Annotated in this window: 11 protein-coding genes; 7 read left to right on the top strand and 4 right to left on the bottom strand. The window is 74.3% G+C overall.

Annotated elements, in window-relative coordinates; translation table 11 throughout:
- Positions 1–287: 287 nt before the first annotated feature.
- Both AB0412_RS31270 and AB0412_RS31265 read right to left on the bottom strand, forming a co-directional pair.
- Positions 288–1,934, bottom strand: coding sequence for a DUF5691 domain-containing protein (locus tag AB0412_RS31270; protein ID WP_366405962.1), 1,647 nt, complete (start codon positions 1,932–1,934; stop codon positions 288–290).
- A gap of 121 nt (positions 1,935–2,055) precedes the next feature.
- Positions 2,056–3,411: an SWIM zinc finger family protein gene (locus tag AB0412_RS31265; protein WP_366405961.1), complete on the bottom strand. Its 1,356-nt coding sequence runs from the start codon at positions 3,409–3,411 to the stop codon at positions 2,056–2,058.
- Positions 3,412–3,543: 132 nt separating this feature from the next.
- On the opposite strand from AB0412_RS31265, the gene AB0412_RS31260 reads away from it, so the two are divergent.
- The 6 genes from AB0412_RS31260 (at position 3,544) to sucD (ending at position 12,392) form a co-directional block, all read left to right on the top strand.
- Positions 3,544–4,695 carry an AAA family ATPase gene (locus AB0412_RS31260; RefSeq protein ID WP_366405960.1) on the top strand — a complete coding sequence of 384 codons (1,152 nt, stop codon included), beginning with the start codon at positions 3,544–3,546 and terminating at the stop codon, positions 4,693–4,695.
- A 66-nt stretch (positions 4,696–4,761) separates the two neighbouring features.
- Positions 4,762–7,194: a DUF5682 family protein gene (locus tag AB0412_RS31255; protein WP_366405959.1), complete on the top strand. Its 2,433-nt coding sequence runs from the start codon at positions 4,762–4,764 to the stop codon at positions 7,192–7,194.
- 35 nt (positions 7,195–7,229) lie between these two features.
- Positions 7,230–8,393 (top strand): VWA domain-containing protein, encoded by a 1,164-nt coding sequence (locus AB0412_RS31250; RefSeq protein WP_366405958.1) that lies wholly within the window; start codon positions 7,230–7,232, stop codon positions 8,391–8,393.
- Between the two features lie 142 nt (positions 8,394–8,535).
- Complete coding sequence (locus AB0412_RS31245) at positions 8,536–9,540, top strand: hypothetical protein (protein ID WP_366405957.1); 1,005 nt, start codon at positions 8,536–8,538, stop codon at positions 9,538–9,540.
- A 764-nt stretch (positions 9,541–10,304) separates the two neighbouring features.
- Complete coding sequence (sucC, locus tag AB0412_RS31240) at positions 10,305–11,486, top strand: ADP-forming succinate--CoA ligase subunit beta (RefSeq protein ID WP_366405956.1); 1,182 nt, start codon at positions 10,305–10,307, stop codon at positions 11,484–11,486.
- Between the two features lie 21 nt (positions 11,487–11,507).
- A complete protein-coding gene (gene sucD, locus AB0412_RS31235; RefSeq protein WP_366405955.1) occupies positions 11,508–12,392 on the top strand; it encodes a succinate--CoA ligase subunit alpha in 885 nt (294 codons plus the stop codon).
- Positions 12,393–12,582: 190 nt separating this feature from the next.
- On the opposite strand, the gene AB0412_RS31230 is transcribed toward sucD, so the two are convergent.
- A complete protein-coding gene (locus AB0412_RS31230) occupies positions 12,583–13,737 on the bottom strand; it encodes a sigma factor-like helix-turn-helix DNA-binding protein (RefSeq protein ID WP_366405954.1) in 1,155 nt (384 codons plus the stop codon).
- Positions 13,738–13,833: 96 nt separating this feature from the next.
- On the opposite strand from AB0412_RS31230, the gene AB0412_RS31225 reads away from it, so the two are divergent.
- On the top strand, positions 13,834–15,675 hold the full coding sequence (locus AB0412_RS31225) for a DUF6350 family protein (RefSeq protein WP_366405953.1): 1,842 nt from the start codon (positions 13,834–13,836) through the stop codon (positions 15,673–15,675).
- 65 nt (positions 15,676–15,740) lie between these two features.
- Here AB0412_RS31225 and AB0412_RS31220 read toward each other — a convergent pair whose 3' ends face one another.
- Entirely contained in the window at positions 15,741–16,517 is a 777-nt protein-coding gene (locus AB0412_RS31220; RefSeq protein ID WP_366405952.1) for a hypothetical protein, read from the bottom strand.
- Positions 16,518–16,687 lie beyond the last annotated feature (170 nt).

The raw sequence follows: 16,687 nt of genomic DNA, 5'->3' as shown, positions 1-16,687 counted from the left end.
CTCGCGTAGGTCTCGCTGGGCGCGTACGTCTTGCTTGTCGCGCATGTCTCGGGACCGGCGCAAGTCTGGTGCTCCGGGCACGTCTCGGGATCCGCGCAAGGCTGGGGATCCGCGCAACTCCGGGGACTCGCCCAGGCTTCGCGACCCGCGCACGTCTCGCGGCCCGTGTATGGCTCGGGCCCCGTTCCCGTCTCGCGGCCCGTGTATGGCTCGCGGCCCGCGTGTGCCCCGCGACCCGGGTATGCCCCGCGACCCGGGTATGGCTCGCGCCCCGCGCGCGGGAGGGCTCAGTCCTCGGCCGGGGTCAGCTCCTCCAGCATCGCCGCGCGCAGGCGCAGTGTGGTGACCAGACGTTGGAAGGCCTCCGACCAGTAGCTCCCGGCGCCCGGCGAGGCGTCCTCCGGCTCGTCCGGTATCGCCAGGAGCGCGTCGAGCCGGCCTGCCTCGGAAGGGTCGAGGCAGCGTTCGGCCAGGCCCATGACTCCGCTGAAGCTCCATGGATAACTCCCCGCGTCCCGCGCGATGTTGAGCGCGTCCACGACCGCACGTCCCAGTGGCGGCGCCCACGGCACCGCACACACCCCGAGCAGCTGAAAGGCCTCGGACAGTCCGTGCTTCTCGATGAAGCCGGCCACCCACGCGGCCCGTTCCCCGGCGCCCAGCGTGGCCAGCAGCTTGGCGCGTTCGGCCAGGGACACCGCTCCGGGGCCGCCGGCCTCCGGCGCGGACGGCTCGCCGAGCAGTGCACGGGCCCAGTCGGGGTCCCGCTGCCGCACCGCCGCCCGGCACCACGCCGCGTGCAGCTCGCCCTGCCAGTCGTCCGTCACCGGCAGCGCCACGATCTCCCGCGGCGTCCGCCCGCCTAGCCGCCGCGACCAGGTGCGAAGCGGTGCGGCCTCCACCAACTGGCCCAGCCACCACGACCGTTCGCCCCGCCCGGCCGGGGCCTTGGCCACCACGCCGTCCCGTTCCATGCCCGCATCGCACTCGTGCGGCGCCTCGACGACGATCGTCGGTGTCTCCCGCGTACGGTCCACGGCCACGCATGCCCCGGCCCGGACCGCCATCCGTTCCGCGAGCGCCGAACCGGGCAGCGCCGAGAGCAACTCGGCTGCCGTCGCGCGGACATTGCGGCTGCGGTCGGCCAGGGCCTGCTCCAGGAACGGCTCGTCGTCCGGGCCGAGACCGCTGCGCAGCGAGTCCAGGAACATCAGCCGGTCCTCGGCCCGCTCGGTCGCCCAGGTCGTCGCGAGGAGTTCGCGGGCGGCCGCCGGTGAGCGGGAGCGCAGGGCGGTGAGGAGGGCGACGCGTTCGGCGAAGAGGCCCTCCTGCCACAGCTGCCGCACTCGCTCCGTCTCGTCGGGCCCCGGCAGCGACGAGGCGCCGCCCGGAGTCGCGCGCAGGGCGAACCGCCAGTCCGGATTGAGCCGGGCCAGCCACAGGGCGCGCGGCCCGGCGAACCGCAGTGCCGCCGGACGCAGGTCCGTACGGCCCCGTGCGGCGTCGAGCAGCGCGGGCAGTGCCGCGGGCGGCGCCGCATAACCGTGGGCGTTGGCCGCGGCGAGCCACTGGGGGAGCAGCTCCATCAGATCCGGTGCGGTGCCCCGGCGGCCCGTGCCGGAGGTGCCGGGACGGTCGGCGAGCAGCATCGTGAGCCTGCGCGCCGCGGCGGGCGGCAGCGGCGGACGCGGGTCCGCGGGGGCGGGCTGCGGACGCTGTGCCGCGCGGGCCGGCCGCAGACCTGCCCTCCGCCGCACGGTCGCCACCGCCGCCGCGTCCAGCAGGGCCGACGGAGCCCCGGGGCCGGGCGGGACGCCGGGCGGTGTGCGCCGGTCCGTGCCCAGCAGCGCCGTCGTGACGAGCTCTTCCCAGGAGCCCGCCGTGGGCGCTGCCGCATCCCCCGTCGACGGCTCGGCGGCTGTCGTCCTGCTCATGAGCTTCCTTTCCGTCGGGCGTCCCGGAGCGGTCGAAGACTCACGTGCACCGAGTGTCCAGTGATGCCCGAAAAATGCATGGGTCCGATGGGAGCCGCGAGAGGGAAGTGCCGCGGGTCGCTCAGCACAGCGGCACCACCTCACCGGGCCCGTCCGGCCATGCCGCCAATGGGGTGAATCCCTGATGGCCGCACTCGCCGAACACCCTGACCGGGGCGCCGCCCGACAGGGCGACCAGACGCCACAGGCCGGGACGGGAGCGCGCGGCCGGGGTGAGGGGCAGCGCCGCGTCCTCGTCGGCGTCCGCGAGCTGCCAGGAGTCGCCGTCCGGGGCAGGTATCACCCGGTCCAGCGTCACCGGGACGGCATCCAGCCACGGGTCGTCGCGCAGCGCGTCGCCGTAGCGGGCGGCGGCCCCGCCCGTCGTCACCCCCGGGGGCCGCACCGCCGTCGGTGCGGGTGCCGCGAATCGCTCGCCCAGCACCGCCCGCGGCTGTCCGGCACCCGGATACGCGGACAGCTCCGCGTCCAGCGCCAGGCCCACCGGCAGCGCGAGCTCCGGCGCGCGACCTGCGGCACCATAGGAGAGGACGAGCGCCGTCCGCCGCGAGTCCGTGCCGTACAGCCAGATGCGGCGGGTCGTCAGACGGGCGTCCGCCGTGTCGTACTGGGCGAGGACCAGCCAGCGGTCACGCACCGGCGGGCCGTCCGCCTGCGTGGGCAGACCGACGCGGGAGCGGACCGTCGCGGCCAGATCCTCCGGCAGCCGCTCCCGGCGCAGCCAGCCCTGGTCGAGCAGATGGAGCAGCGCGCACTCCTCCAGCAGCCGCACCGGCCAGCCCGGACCGGTGCCCGGGATCGCCCCCAGCTCCCGCACCCGGGCCGCGAGGCCCTGCGCCTGGGCGTCGACCATGCGGGCCGCCGTCTCCTCCCACAACCCGTAACCGGACTGCTCCGCCGAGGCCAGGCCGCCCCGGAGCAGATCCGCCAGCCGCTGCTCCAGCTCCGCCGCGCCCGCGGTGACCCGCTCGGCCCGGCGCTCCGCCCTGCGCCGCGCCGCCTCCGGGTCCGCGGATCCCGTGGTGGGACCGGACGGGCCGGCGGACCGCGCCCCCTCCGCGCGCATGCGCCGGCCCGCGATCCACTCCTTCGCCCACTCAGGCGCCTCGCCCCGCGGTACCGCACCGTCCCCGCCCGCCCACAGCAGCAGCAGACCGAGCGCGTGCTTGCACGGGAACTTACGACTCGGGCAACTGCACTTGCAGGCGGGCCCGGAGCCGTCCGCGACGTCGACGACCGTCTGATACGGCTTGCTGCCACTTCCCTTGCACAGCCCCCACACCGTCCCCTCGCCGGAACTGCCTGCCTCGGACCACGGCCCGGCCGCGCCGAGTTTGCTTCCCGCTGTGCGTGACGCGGTGTCAGGCGCCAGTGCCAGCACCTGGTCCGCAGTCCAGCGCACCCCCTGCTGAGTCATGCCATCGAAACTAGATCCCGCCACTGACAATCGGCTTGAGTGGTGCGTTTGCGCAGGTCAGAGCGATTGTCAGTGGCGTGGTGCACGGTTGGTGGCAGATCCGAACCGGCCGAGCTGGAGGGGGACTCAGCCATGCCTGTGTCCGCAGAACCGACATCCGCCGACCCGAGCCAGAACGGCTCCGCGCCCGCACCCGCCGGCGAAGCGGAGGCGCTGCGACCGCACGCCGAGGACGCCTTCGCCGACGAACTCGCCGCGCTGGCCGCGCAGGACGACCGCCCGCGGCCCGCCCGCTGGAAGCTGTCGCCGTGGGCCGTCGCGACCTATCTCCTCGGCGGCACCCTGCCCGACGGCACGGTGATCACACCGAAGTACGTCGGCCCCCGCCGCATAGTCGAGGTGGCCGTCACGACCCTCGCCACCGACCGGGCCCTGCTGCTGCTCGGCGTGCCCGGCACCGCGAAGACCTGGGTGTCCGAGCACTTGGCCGCGGCGGTCAGCGGCGACTCCACGCTGCTGGTCCAGGGCACCGCCGGCACCCCGGAGGAGGCGATCCGCTACGGCTGGAACTACGCACACCTGCTCGCCCACGGCCCCAGCCGCGACGCCCTCGTCCCCAGCCCGGTGATGCGGGCCATGGCGCAGGGCATGACGGCACGCGTCGAGGAGCTCACCCGGATCCCGGCCGACGTGCAGGACACGCTGATCACGATCCTGTCCGAGAAGACGCTGCCGATACCGGAGCTGGGCCAGGAGGTGCAGGCGGTCCGCGGCTTCAACCTGATCGCGACGGCCAACGACCGCGATCGCGGGGTCAACGATCTGTCCAGCGCCCTGCGCCGCCGCTTCAACACGGTCGTGCTGCCGCTGCCCGAGACGCCCGAGGCGGAGGTCGACATCGTCTCGCGCCGCGTGGACCAGATCGGCCGCTCCCTCGACCTGCCGGCCGTGCCCGACGGCATCGACGAGATCCGCCGTGTCGTCACCGTCTTCCGTGAGCTGCGCGACGGGATCACCACCGACGGGCGGACGAAGCTGAAGTCGCCCAGCGGCACGCTGTCGACGGCCGAGGCGATCTCCGTCGTCACGGGCGGGCTGGCGCTGGCCGCCCATTTCGGCGACGGCGTGCTCCGGGCGGGCGACGTCGCGGCGGGCATCCTCGGCGCGGTCGTCCGCGACCCGGCGGCGGACCGGGTCATCTGGCAGGAATACCTGGAGACGGTCGTCCGCGAACGGGACGGCTGGACCGACTTCTACCGGGCCTGCCGGGAGGTCAGCGCATGACCGCCGAGGGGAAGGGCGCGCGCCGGGAACCGACGCGGCGGCCCGGGACGTTTCGAGGGGGACGGTGTGACGGATGGTGAGCGGTCCGGCGCCGGGCGGCTGCGTGCGGAGCCGCTGCTGCTGGGCGTACGGCACCACGGACCGGGCTCGGCGCGGGCGGTGCGGGCGGCGCTGGACGAGACCCGTCCGGGAGCGGTGCTGATCGAGGGCCCGCCCGAAGCGGATCCTCTGATCCCGCTGGCCGCCGACGAGGACATGCGACCGCCGGTCGCGTTGCTCGCCCACGCCGTGGACGAGCCCGGCCGCTCGGCGTTCTGGCCGCTGGCGGAGTTCTCCCCGGAGTGGGTCGCCATCCGCTGGGCGCTGGACCACGACATCCCGGCCCGCTTCATCGACCTGCCGGCCACGCACACACTGGCCTGGCAGGACGAACCGGGGGAGAACCCCGGTGCCGGTGCCGGTGCTGAGGCCGACGCCGGCGGGGACGGCGACGGGGATGCCCGCCCCGGCGGCGACGGCGACGATCGGGGCGCTGGTGGGCCGGCCGGCGATGTGCGGATCGATCCGCTGCGAGTGCTGGCCGAGGCCGCCGGGTACGACGACGCCGAGCGGTGGTGGGAGGACGTCGTCGAGCACCGGGGCGTGGGGAAGGGGGACGCGCTCGCCCCGTTCACCGCGCTCGAGGAGGCCATGACCGCGTTGCGCGACGCCTACGGGAGCGGCGGGCACGACCGGGACCTGGTGCGCGAGGCGCACATGCGGCTGCAGATCCGCTCAGCCCAGCGGGAGTTCGAGGACGGCGTGGCCGTCGTGTGCGGGGCCTGGCACGTGCCCGCGCTGCGGCGGAAGTCCACCGTCACGGCCGACCGTGCCGTGGTGAAGGGGCTGCCCAAGATCAGGACGGACATGACCTGGGTGCCCTGGACCCATCGCAGACTGGCCCGGGTGAGCGGCTACGGCGCCGGCATCGACTCGCCGGGCTGGTACGGGCATCTCTTCGCTGCCCGGGACCGGCCGGTGGAGCGGTGGATGACCAAGGTGGCGGGGCTGCTGCGCGCCGAGGACCGGCTCGTGTCCTCCGCGCATGTCATCGAGGCCGTACGGCTGGCCGAGACGCTCGCCGCGCTGCGCGGCAGGCCGCTGCCCGGGCTGAGCGAGACCACCGACGCCGTGCGGGCCGTGATGTGCGAGGGGTCGGACGTGCCGCTGGCGCTGGTGCACGACCGGCTGGTGGTCGGGGACGTGCTGGGCGAGGTACCGGCGACCGCGCCCGCGGTGCCGCTGCAACGGGACCTCGAGCGCGCCCAGCGCAGGCTGCGGCTGAAACCGGAGGCGCTGGAGCGGGAGCTGGAGCTCGACCTGCGCAAGGAGACCGACGCGGGGCGCAGCAGACTGCTGCACCGGCTGAGGCTGCTCGGTGTCGCGTGGGGCGAGCCGACGGTCTCGCGCGGAAGCACGGGGACGTTCCGGGAGACGTGGCGTCTGCGCTGGGAGCCGGAGTTGTCCGTGCGGGTCGCGGAGGCCGGCGTGTGGGGGACGACGGTGCCGGCCGCGGCGACCGCGAAGGCGGAGGCCGATGCCGTGGCCGCTTCGGGCCTCGCCGATGTGACCGGGCTCGCCGAGCGCTGCCTGCTGGCCGGGCTTCCGGACGCGCTGCCCACGGTGATGCGGATACTCGCCGACCGTGCGGCCCTGGACACGGACGTCGGCCACCTCGCCCAGGCCCTGCCGGCGCTCGTCCGCTCCCTGCGCTACGGCGATGTGCGCGGCACGGACACCGCGGCGCTGGCCGAGGTCGCCGCCGGCCTCGCCGAGCGGGTCTTCGTCGGCCTGCCGCCGGCCTGCGCAGGGCTCGACGCGGACGCCGCCGACGAGATGCGGCGCCACATCGATGCCGTGCACGGAGCGGTCGGTCTCCTCGGCGACGCCCCCGCACCCGGGCGCGGAGACCTGCGCCCCCGCTGGCAGTCGGTGCTGCGGACCTTGTCCGCGCGGGACACCGTGCCCGGCGTCGTCCGCGGGCGTTCGGTACGGCTGCTGCTGGACGAAGGGGATCTGGCGCAGGAGGAGGCGGCGCGGTTGATGGGTCTCGTGCTGTCGCCGGGCACACCACCGGCGGACGCGGCCGCGTGGATCGAGGGCTTCGTCGGGGGCGGCTCCGGGGGAGGGCTGCTCCTCGTCCACGACGAGCGGCTGCTGGGGCTGGTCGACAGGTGGCTCACGGCAGTTCCGGCGGAGGCGTTCACGGACGTACTGCCCCTGCTGCGGCGCACGTTCTCGGCGTACGAACCAGGGGTGCGGCGCACGCTCGGCGAACTGGTCCGGCGCGGTCCGGGGACACGCGGGAGCGCGGCGGCCGCCGGTGCCGGTACACCCGGCTTCGCCGCCGACCTGGACACCGGGCGGGCGGATGCGGTGCTGCCGGTGGTGCGGCTGTTGCTGGGGCTGGCCGGGGACGAGGAGGCGGCGGACGCCGGCCCGGTGGGGGTGGCGGGATGACGGACACGGGACGGACGGAACAGGGGGAGGCACGGATGGGGAGCGCGGTGACGGACCCGGCGCAGGAGCGGTTGCGGCGCTGGCGGCTGGTGCTCGGCGGGGACGCGGCGGACGGCACCGGATGCGCGCTGTCCGGGCAGGACGCCGCGATGGACGGGGCGCTGGCCGCGCTGTACGGCAAGGGCGACAAGGCGCAGGCGGGGAAGGACCGCTCGGCGGGACTGGGGGCGTCGGCGCCGTCGGTGGCGCGCTGGCTCGGGGACATCCGGACCTACTTCCCGTCCTCCGTCGTCCAGGTCATGCAGCGTGACGCCATCGACCGGCTCGGGCTGTCCACGCTCCTGCTGGAACCGGAGATGCTGGAGGCGGTCGAGGCCGACGTCCACCTCGTCGGCACCCTGCTGTCGCTCAACAAGGCGATGCCGGAGACGACGAAGGAGACGGCGCGGGCGGTGGTGCGCAAGGTCGTCGAGGACCTGGAGCAGAGACTGGCCAGCCGCACCCGGGCCACGCTCACCGGTGCCCTGGACCGCAGCGCACGCGTCAGCCGGCCCCGCCATCACGACATCGACTGGAACCGCACCATCGCGGCCAACCTCAAGCACTACGTCCCGGAGCACCGGACGGTCGTACCGGAGCGGCTCATCGGCTACGGGCGGGCTTCGCAGTCGGTGAAGAAGGACATCGTGCTGTGCATCGACCAGTCGGGGTCGATGGCGGCGTCGGTCGTGTACGCGTCGGTGTTCGGGGCGGTGCTCGCGTCCATGCGGTCGATCAGCACGCGGCTCGTCGTGTTCGACACGGCGGTCGTCGACCTCACGGACCAGCTCGACGATCCGGTGGACGTGCTGTTCGGCACGCAGCTCGGCGGCGGTACGGACATCAACCGGGCGCTGGCGTACTGCCAGTCGCAGATCAGCCGGCCGGCGGAGACGGTGGTCGTGCTGATCAGCGACCTGTACGAGGGCGGCATACGCGACGAGATGCTCAAGCGGGTGGCGGCGATGAAGGCGTCCGGGGTGCAGTTCGTGACGCTGCTCGCGCTGTCCGACGAGGGCGCGCCCGCCTACGACCGGGAGCATGCGGCGGCACTCGCCGCGCTGGGGGCGCCCGCGTTCGCGTGCACGCCGGACCTGTTCCCGGAGGTGATGGCGGCCGCGATCGAGAAGCGGCCGCTTCCGATACCGGACGCGGCGTGAACCAAGGGCGGCGAGGTGCGAACCAGAGGCGGCGAAAGGGCACATGACCAGGCATCGGTAACAGAGGGCTTGCGCGGCCTCGGGAGTCACATGCGAGGATCGGCGCCGTTCGAACGGGAATCGGACGCGTGGGGGTCCTCTCTTGACCTGGTCGGCAGCGTTGCCCGAGGCCGCGATGCGCGCGATGCGCACCGCGGCGGGGTGGCGTGCGCTGCGACCTGTGCTGCGGGTCGTGGTGCTGGCGGGCGCGGTGTTCGTCCTCGGGGTGCTGTGCGGTGAACGCGCGGAGGCGGCGGAGCGTACGCCGACCGGTGCCTCGGTCGTCCGGATGGCGTCCGAGGCGGCGCGGAGCGTCGCCGCCCCGGACACGCGGGCGGACTCCGACGACAGCGCGCGTCCGGGCTCGATCGGGGAGGTGGCCGAGCGGGGTGTGACAGCGGTCGCGGAGCTGGTGGACGAGGCCGTTGCCGCGTCCGTGCCGAAGTCGCCGGAGGCCGCGCCGTTGCGCCTGCGTCTGCCGAAGGTGCCCGAGGCCCCGTCCCTGCCGGTGTTGCCGGTGCTGTCCGGGACGACGGGCCCCGTACCGCTCCCGGACCTGCCCGCAGGGCTGGACCTCCCGCGGCGCACCCTGCCCGCACCGCTCACACCGGAGGCGGAGCCGGACCCGGTGCCTGTGCCTGCGCCTGCGCAGAGTCCTGAGCCGGGATCGGAGTCGGCGGCCGAGCAGGGTACGGAGCCGGGCAACGCTGCCACCCCGCCCCCCGCCGACTCGCCCACCCCGAGCAGACAGACCGACCCCCTGGCGGCCGCTCCCCACGGCCCGGAGTGGACCCGCACCAGCACCACCCCCGCCGCTCCCCGTACCGGCATCGGCTCCCCGTCGGTCAGGGGCGACGAGCCCGCCGTCACGTCCCGCACCGGTGAGGCCGACCCGGCCCCGGCGCCCCGCGCACCCGGTGGTCGGCCGGACGGCTCGCTGGGCAGCCGTTCGGCCACGGACCACGGCCAGCCGCGTCCCGGCGACACCCACGCGGTCACGAGCCACCACCCCCGACCACTGCCCCTTCTCGTGCGCGCCGCCCCGGCCCACACCGAGACGACGGAGCCGCGCGACCGATTCGAGGACGTTCCCGTGCCGCCTGCCTAGGTGCCGGCCCAGGGCAGTGCCCCGCCCGGTGCCTGCGGAGGCCGGGCCGCGCGAGCGCGTCAGGCGCGGCAGGCCGCGGCGATCAGCGTCCCGGACACGTCCGTACGGCCTGCGGTGCACCGAGCAGCCCGGGCCGTGCGGCATCCGGTCGCCGCGGACTGCCCGCTCCCGCTCGCCGGAGCCACGCATCGGCCGGCGGCAGCCCCGGCCCGCAGCCCGCACCCCAGCCGCGCAGCCCGCCGCCCAACGCTGTCCCACCGGCTCGCCCTCGAAGACCGCTCGTAGCGGATGCGGACCGCACCCCCCTGCCCCACCGCATCTGACTCGCGAGTAAGAAAAAGCTCCGCGGGGCATCAGGCCTCGGACGGCCGAAAGCCAATCGGATCGTCTGGCCGCACCACCCGTGGACGGGGTGCCCGGTCCCCATTGGGGTGGGGACCGGGCCCCCGCACCCCGGAGAGCTGGGTGTTCTCGCCCCCTCCGGGTTGTTCTGCGGGCCTCACCGGGTCAACCCCAGCCCGGTGAGGCCCCTCACCGGCGGCACGGCGTGTCAGAGAATGCGGCATCATGTGACAGGTATCACCGCTCACGTGTGACCCGCGATTTAGAGAGGTCCGCCGAGCGGAGATAACCTGCGAGACGGACATGCCGCGCGCTCGGACACCGTGTGCGCCTCCCTTGTGACACAGCGGACGTCACGTTGCCCTTCGCGGCACGCCCACGCATCCAACGAACCGCGAGATCACTGATAGGGACGGAAGCGCGTGGACCTGTTCGAGTACCAGGCGAGGGACCTCTTCGCCAAGCACGATGTACCGGTGCTGGCCGGTGAAGTCATCGACACGCCTGAGGCGGCCCGCGCAGCCACTGAGCGCCTGGGTGGCAAGTCCGTCGTCAAGGCCCAGGTGAAGGTCGGCGGCCGCGGCAAGGCCGGTGGCGTGAAGCTCGCCGCCACCCCGGACGAGGCCGTCGCCCGCGCGACGGACATCCTCGGCATGGACATCAAGGGCCACACGGTCCACAAGGTGATGATCGCCGAGACGGCCCCGGAGATCCTCGAGGAGTACTACGTCTCCTTCCTCCTCGACCGTGCCAACCGCACCTTCCTGTCCATCGCCTCCGTCGAGGGCGGCATGGACATCGAGGAGGTGGCCGCCACCCGCCCGGAGGCCGTCGCCAAGGTCGCGATCGACGCGATCGACGGTGTCGACCAGGCCAAGGCGCAGGAGATCGTGGCTGCCGCCAAGTTCCCGGCCGAGGTCGCCGACAAGGTGGCCGACGTCCTCGTCAAGCTGTGGGACGTCTTCATCAAGGAGGACGCCCTCCTCGTCGAGGTGAACCCGCTGGCCAAGGTCGCCTCCGGTGACGTCATCGCCCTCGACGGCAAGGTGTCCCTGGACGACAACGCCGAGTTCCGCCACCCCGAGTTCGAGGAGCTCCAGGACAAGGCCGCGGCCAACCCGCTCGAGGCCGCCGCCAAGGAGAAGAACCTCAACTACGTCAAGCTCGACGGCGAGGTCGGCATCATCGGCAACGGCGCGGGTCTCGTCATGAGCACCCTGGACGTCGTCGCGTACGCCGGTGAGAAGCACAAGGGCGTCAAGCCCGCCAACTTCCTCGACATCGGCGGTGGCGCCTCCGCCGAGGTCATGGCGAACGGCCTGGAGATCATCCTCGGCGACCCGGACGTCAAGTCCGTCTTCGTCAACGTCTTCGGTGGCATCACCGCCTGCGACGCCGTCGCCAACGGCATCGTGCAGGCCCTGGAGCTGCTCAAGAGCAAGGGTGAAGAGGTCGACAAGCCGCTGGTCGTGCGCCTCGACGGCAACAACGCCGAGCTGGGCCGCAAGATCCTGACGGACGCCAACCACCCGCTCGTATCGCAGGTGGACACCATGGACGGCGCGGCCGACAAGGCCGCCGAGCTGGCTGCTGCCGCGAAGTAAGGGACGAGGTCACACAACACCATGGCTATCTTCCTCACCAAGGAATCCAAGGTCATCGTCCAGGGCATGACCGGCTCCGAGGGCCAGAAGCACACCAAGCGCATGCTGGCGTCCGGCACCAACATCGTCGGTGGCGTGAACCCGCGCAAGGCGGGCACCACGGTCGACTTCGACGGCAACGAGATCCCGGTCTTCGGCTCCGTCAAGGAGGCCATCGAGAAGACCGGCGCCGACGCCACGGTCATCTTCGTCCCGGAGAAGTTCACCAAGGACGCGGTCATCGAGGCCATCGACGCCGAGATCCCGCTCGCGGTCGTGATCACCGAGGGCATCGCGGTGCACGACACCGCCGCCTTCTGGGCGTACGCCGGCAAGAAGGGCAACAAGACCCGCATCATCGGTCCGAACTGCCCCGGCCTGATCACCCCCGGTCAGTCGAACGCCGGCATCATCCCGGCCGACATCACCAAGCCGGGCCGCATCGGCCTGGTGTCGAAGTCCGGCACGCTGACGTACCAGATGATGTACGAGCTGCGTGACATCGGCTTCTCCACCTGCGTCGGCATCGGCGGTGACCCGATCATCGGCACCACCCACATCGACGCCCTGAAGGCGTTCCAGGACGACCCGGACACCGACCTGATCGTCATGATCGGTGAGATCGGCGGCGACGCCGAGGAGCGGGCCGCGGCCTTCATCAAGGACAACGTCACCAAGCCGGTCGTCGGCTACGTCGCGGGCTTCACCGCGCCCGAGGGCAAGACCATGGGCCACGCCGGCGCCATCGTCTCCGGCTCCTCCGGCACCGCCCAGGCGAAGAAGGAGGCCCTCGAGGCCGCCGGCGTCAAGGTCGGCAAGACGCCGACCGAGACCGCCAAGCTGGCCCGCGAGATCCTCGCCGGCTGAAGCACGGCACGGCAGCGCTGAGCCGCGCTTCGGCACCACACAACGCGGCACAGCTCAGCCCAGCAGAGCACGGATGGGCCCGTCCCCCTCAAGGGGGGCGGGCCCACCGCCTCTCCCGCACGCCGGTGCGCCGCGGTCGCCCAGGGGGCCGCGGTCGGCAGCGGGTCGCGGTCGCCAGTGGACCGCGGCCTCACCCCGCCTGCGGAGCCAGCCGCTCCGGCCCGTCCAGCAGCTCCTCGCGCAGTTTGGAGCGCAGCTCCCGCTCCTCCTCCGACAGAGGACCCGGGGCCACGCGCGGCGGCACGCCCTGGACGGTCTCACCGGGCGGCACCGGCGGTTCGTAGTGCGTCGGGGCGGTGAACAGAGCTAGTGCCGTGGCGCCGATCAGGGCGACCGTGAAGGCGATGGCGGACCGGGTCCAGAAGCGGGCCCGCCGCTCGCTGCCCCTGCGCACCTCCTCCGGCTTGGCGGCCCGCAGCCGCTCGGCCGAGGCCACTTCGGCCAGCCGTTCGTGCAGCAGCTCGGGCTCGGACAGCTCCGGCAGCCGGGCGGCGAGGGCCTCGCGCGCGTGCAGCAGCCGTCTCGCGGCCGTCGGCGTGCTGGCTTCCGTCTCGGCGGCCGTCTCGGGCAGGTCGAGGCCGACGCCGTCGTACAGCAGCAATGTGCGCCGCTGTGGCGGCGGGAGATGCAGCAGGGCGTCCAGCAGGGCGCGGTCGGAGCCGTCCGCGGTCGGGGGTTCCGGCTTCCGGTAGCGGGGGCGGAAGCGGTGCCAGGGCGACAGCGCCCACTCGTACGCCGCCGCCCGCACCCATCCGGCCGGTTCGGGGTCGCGGGCCACCTCGGGCCAGCGTTCCCAGGCCAGTTGGAAGGCCCGCTCGACCGACTCGCGGGCCAGCTCGCGGCGCCCGGTCAGCAGATACGTCTGCCGGACGAGAGCGGGCGCGCAGAAGGCGTACAGCGCGTCGAAGGCCTGAGTGGGCGTCAGGTACGAGCGGTCGTCGTCCGGGGGTGCCTGCGTGAACCTCACGGGCTCGGGCGCCACGGTCCGGTGCCGGTGCCCGGCTTCGTCGGCGAGCTTCTCCAGACACACCGTCACCATGCCGTGGTCCTCGCCGTCGCCGTTCCCCTTGCGGGCAGCGCCGCTCTGCTCCAGCGACGCCAGCAGCTTCGCGTACGCCTCCCGGTTCCGGCCGCGGGGCGTCGAGCGGCCGGACTCCCATGCGCGCACGGTGTCGCCGCGGACGCCCAGTCGTCGGGCGAGCTGAGCCTGCGTCAGTGAGGCGGCCTCGCGCAGCCGTCGGCGTTCCTTCGGTGCGGGGAGCGGGGTGGCAGGGCTCCGCTTCACCGGGCGCCCCTTCGTACGAAAAAGTACATAAACGTATATTGAGCGACACTACGAGGCTTCGCCCGTTACGACGGGAAAGCGCGTGTCGTTGGGAGCATGGCGGGCGTGATCCACGCGACCGACCGCCCCTCCACGCCGGCCACCCTGCGTGCCAGGCCGACCTGGCCCCGGCCCACTGTGCTCACCCGGCTGCGCGACCGCCGCCCGGGACTGGCCGCCGGTCTCCTCGGCGGCGCCCTCGCCGCGGGGCTGGGCCTCGCCGCGCTGGCCGTGCCGGTGATGCTGCTGTGGATCAGCTCGCCCTACCCCGACAGCGGCCCCGACGGCGCGCTGCACATCGCGGCCGCGCTGTGGCTGCTGGCGCACGGCGCGGAACTCGTCCGCACCGACACCCTCTCGGGCGTGCCCGCGCCCATGGGCGTCACGCCGCTGCTGCTGCTCGCGCTGCCGGTGTGGCTGCTGCACCGGGCGGCCCGCGACGCCACGGAGGGCGGCGCGGGAGCCGATGACGACGCCCCGCTCGTCCCCGGCCGTACGGCGGGTGCCGGCGTCGTCCTCGGCTACCTGGCCGTCGCAGCGCCGGCCGCGCTGTTCGCGGCGGACGGGGCGCTGCGGCCGCAGTGGGTGTCGACGGCGGTGTGCGTGTCGCTGGTCGCCGTGACAGCCGTCGGCGCGGGCGTGTGGACGGCGTACGGCCGCCCGAGCGGGCCGCTGGAGCGCGCGGTGGCGGCCGTGCTGCCGCGGGACGTACGGCATCTCGTGCTCGGCGCCGAGGGGCGCCCCGGGGCGTCGGCGCGGGCGGCGGCGGCCGCCACCGCGGTGCTGCTCGGGGGCGGGGCCCTGCTGCTGGCGGGGTCGCTCGTGTGGCACGGGGCGCAGACCCAGGGGGCCTTCCTGCGGCTGACGGAGGGCTGGTCGGGACGGTTCGCGGTGCTGTTGCTCGCCGTCGCGCTGGTGCCGAACGCGCTGGTGTGGGCGGCGGCGTACGCCCTGGGTCCGGGCTTCCTCCTCGGCAGCGGCACGTCCGTGACCCCGCTGTCCTCCGACCCGGCTCCTCTGCTGCCGCCGTTCCCGCTGCTGGCCGGGGTCCCGGAGGCGGGGGCAGGGGCGCCGGTGACCTGGGCGGCCGCGGTGGTGCCCGTGGTGGCCGGGGTCGTGGCGGGGCGGCTCGTGGGCCGGGCGGCGGCGGAGGCGGCCGAGGAGTGGGCGCGGCTGGCACCGGACGTGGCCGCCTGGACGCGCGGCCGGACCGCAGGTGCGGCCGTGCTGGGGGCGGCGCTGTGCGCCGGTGCGCTCGCCCTGCTCGCGGGGCTGGCGGGCGGCCCGCTGGGCTCGGCCGCGCTGTCCGGCTTCGGCCCGGTGGGGTGGCAGGTGGGCGCCGCGACGCTGGCCTGGGTCGGTCTGACGGCCTCGGCCACGGCAGTGACGGTGCGGGCCCGGCGGATCCGCGCGCTGGAGACCGAGCGGGCGCGGTCCACGCAGGAGGCGGAGGGCGCGGGAGAACACTCACCCCGGATCGGCGGGCCACGAGGAGACTCACCCGAGTCCGAGGACCCAGCCGGTGATCGGGCCCCCGGGCCCCGTTCCTGGCGCCGCTGGTTCTCCCGGAACACGAGCACCGCGGCCGGAGACCGCACGGGCACCGCGACCGAGGGCCCGCGGCCGTCCCCGCCGCTGTTCCTCCACGACGACATGGACGACCTGTACCTGCCGTTCGACCAGGCCGCCGACCCCGCGCCCCGCACTCGGGACGACACCGCCGACGCCCTCTACGACTTCCTGCCCGCGGACCCCGAGCCGCCCGTCACCCGGCGCCCGGACACCCCGGCACCGGAACCGATGCGCCGGTCCGAGCCCTCGTCCGGGCCCTCGTCCGAGCCCCCGCCCGGACTCCCGGGCGACACGGCCCGGCCACCGAACACCCCGGACGGCCCGTAGCCACGTGCCGTCGCAGGCGCGCCGTCAGCCGGGTGCCGTCACACGTGCGCGTCAGCCGGATGCCGTCACTCGTTCGTCCCCAGCAGCCCCCGCAGCTCCTTCGGCAGCAGGTCGCTGCAGGACTGTCTCGCCTCCTGGGTGAGCGCGTCGTTCGTGCAGGTGTAGTAGTCGCTGTAGACCAGCTGGGCCGTGAAGGACGCGGCGACCAGGGCCAGGGCCAGCGACGCCGTGACCAGGCCGCTCACCGCTGCCGTGGTCTGCGGGCGGCCGGTCTGCTCCGGGGCGGGGCTGTCCGGGTCGGCCGTGCGGGGCTTGGCGCGCAGGGCGCTGATGCCCCAGTACAGGGCGAGCGCGCCCAGCATCAGGGCGACGTACGGCCAGCTGAACAGGGCGAAGAAGAAGGCCCACATGCCGGCCAGCAGGGCGTAGCGCGCACGGCGCTGGGCCGGGTCCGTGGGATCCCAGCGCGGGGCGGGGCTCTGCGGGCCGCCGCCCTGGCCCTCCGGGCGGGGGCGTTCGCCGAAGCCGCCGGGGGAGCGGCCGGGCTGCCGGTCGCTCCAGTTCCGGCCCCAAGGGGAGCGGCCACCGCCGTCGCCGTCACCGCCGGAGCCCCCGGCACCGGACGGATGCCTCGGCTGCCACGGCCGGTCGGGCGTGCCCTCCGGCGGCGGAGCGAACGGGTTGTCCTCCTGGCTCCCGCCGCCCCGCTCACCACCGCTCCCGCGGTCCGAGGGCGCGTCGGGCGGTGAGGACGGGCGCTCCCGCAGCAGCACGAGGCTGCGCTCTCCTCCTCGCACCGACTGCTGAGGGAGCGTGAGCAGTCGCAGGCTGCGGTCCGGCATCAAGTGAGCGTCTTCCCCTTGGTGAATCGATCGACGGCACGAACGAGCGAGTACGACTGGTGAACGCGTGGCCCACGAGCGGCGTTCCCGGTCCGTTCCCCGGCCCGGTCCTCGGCCCGTTCCCCTCCAGACGCTACCTGCCGGTCATGCCCCCGTCCCGTGGGGGATGC

It is taken from the genome of Streptomyces sp. NPDC052012 (assembly GCF_040689265.1).
Classification (GTDB): Bacteria; Actinomycetota; Actinomycetes; order Streptomycetales; family Streptomycetaceae; genus Streptomyces.
Note: the sequence above shows the minus strand (reverse complement) of the source record. Positions and strands in the feature narration are given on the sequence as shown.

Bases quoted from the DNA above. Each gene is read 5' to 3' on its own strand.
- AB0412_RS31270 (WP_366405962.1), bottom strand. From the start codon at position 1,934: ATGAGCAGGACGACAGCCGCCGAGCCGTCGACGGGGGATGCGGCAGCG.
- AB0412_RS31265 (WP_366405961.1), bottom strand. From the start codon at position 3,411: ATGACTCAGCAGGGGGTGCGCTGGACTGCGGACCAGGTGCTGGCACTG.
- AB0412_RS31260 (WP_366405960.1), top strand. From the start codon at position 3,544: ATGCCTGTGTCCGCAGAACCGACATCCGCCGACCCGAGCCAGAACGGC.
- AB0412_RS31250 (WP_366405958.1), top strand. From the start codon at position 7,230: ATGGGGAGCGCGGTGACGGACCCGGCGCAGGAGCGGTTGCGGCGCTGG.
- sucD (WP_366405955.1), top strand. From the start codon at position 11,508: ATGGCTATCTTCCTCACCAAGGAATCCAAGGTCATCGTCCAGGGCATG.
- AB0412_RS31225 (WP_366405953.1), top strand. From the start codon at position 13,834: ATGGCGGGCGTGATCCACGCGACCGACCGCCCCTCCACGCCGGCCACC.
- AB0412_RS31220 (WP_366405952.1), bottom strand. From the start codon at position 16,517: ATGCCGGACCGCAGCCTGCGACTGCTCACGCTCCCTCAGCAGTCGGTG.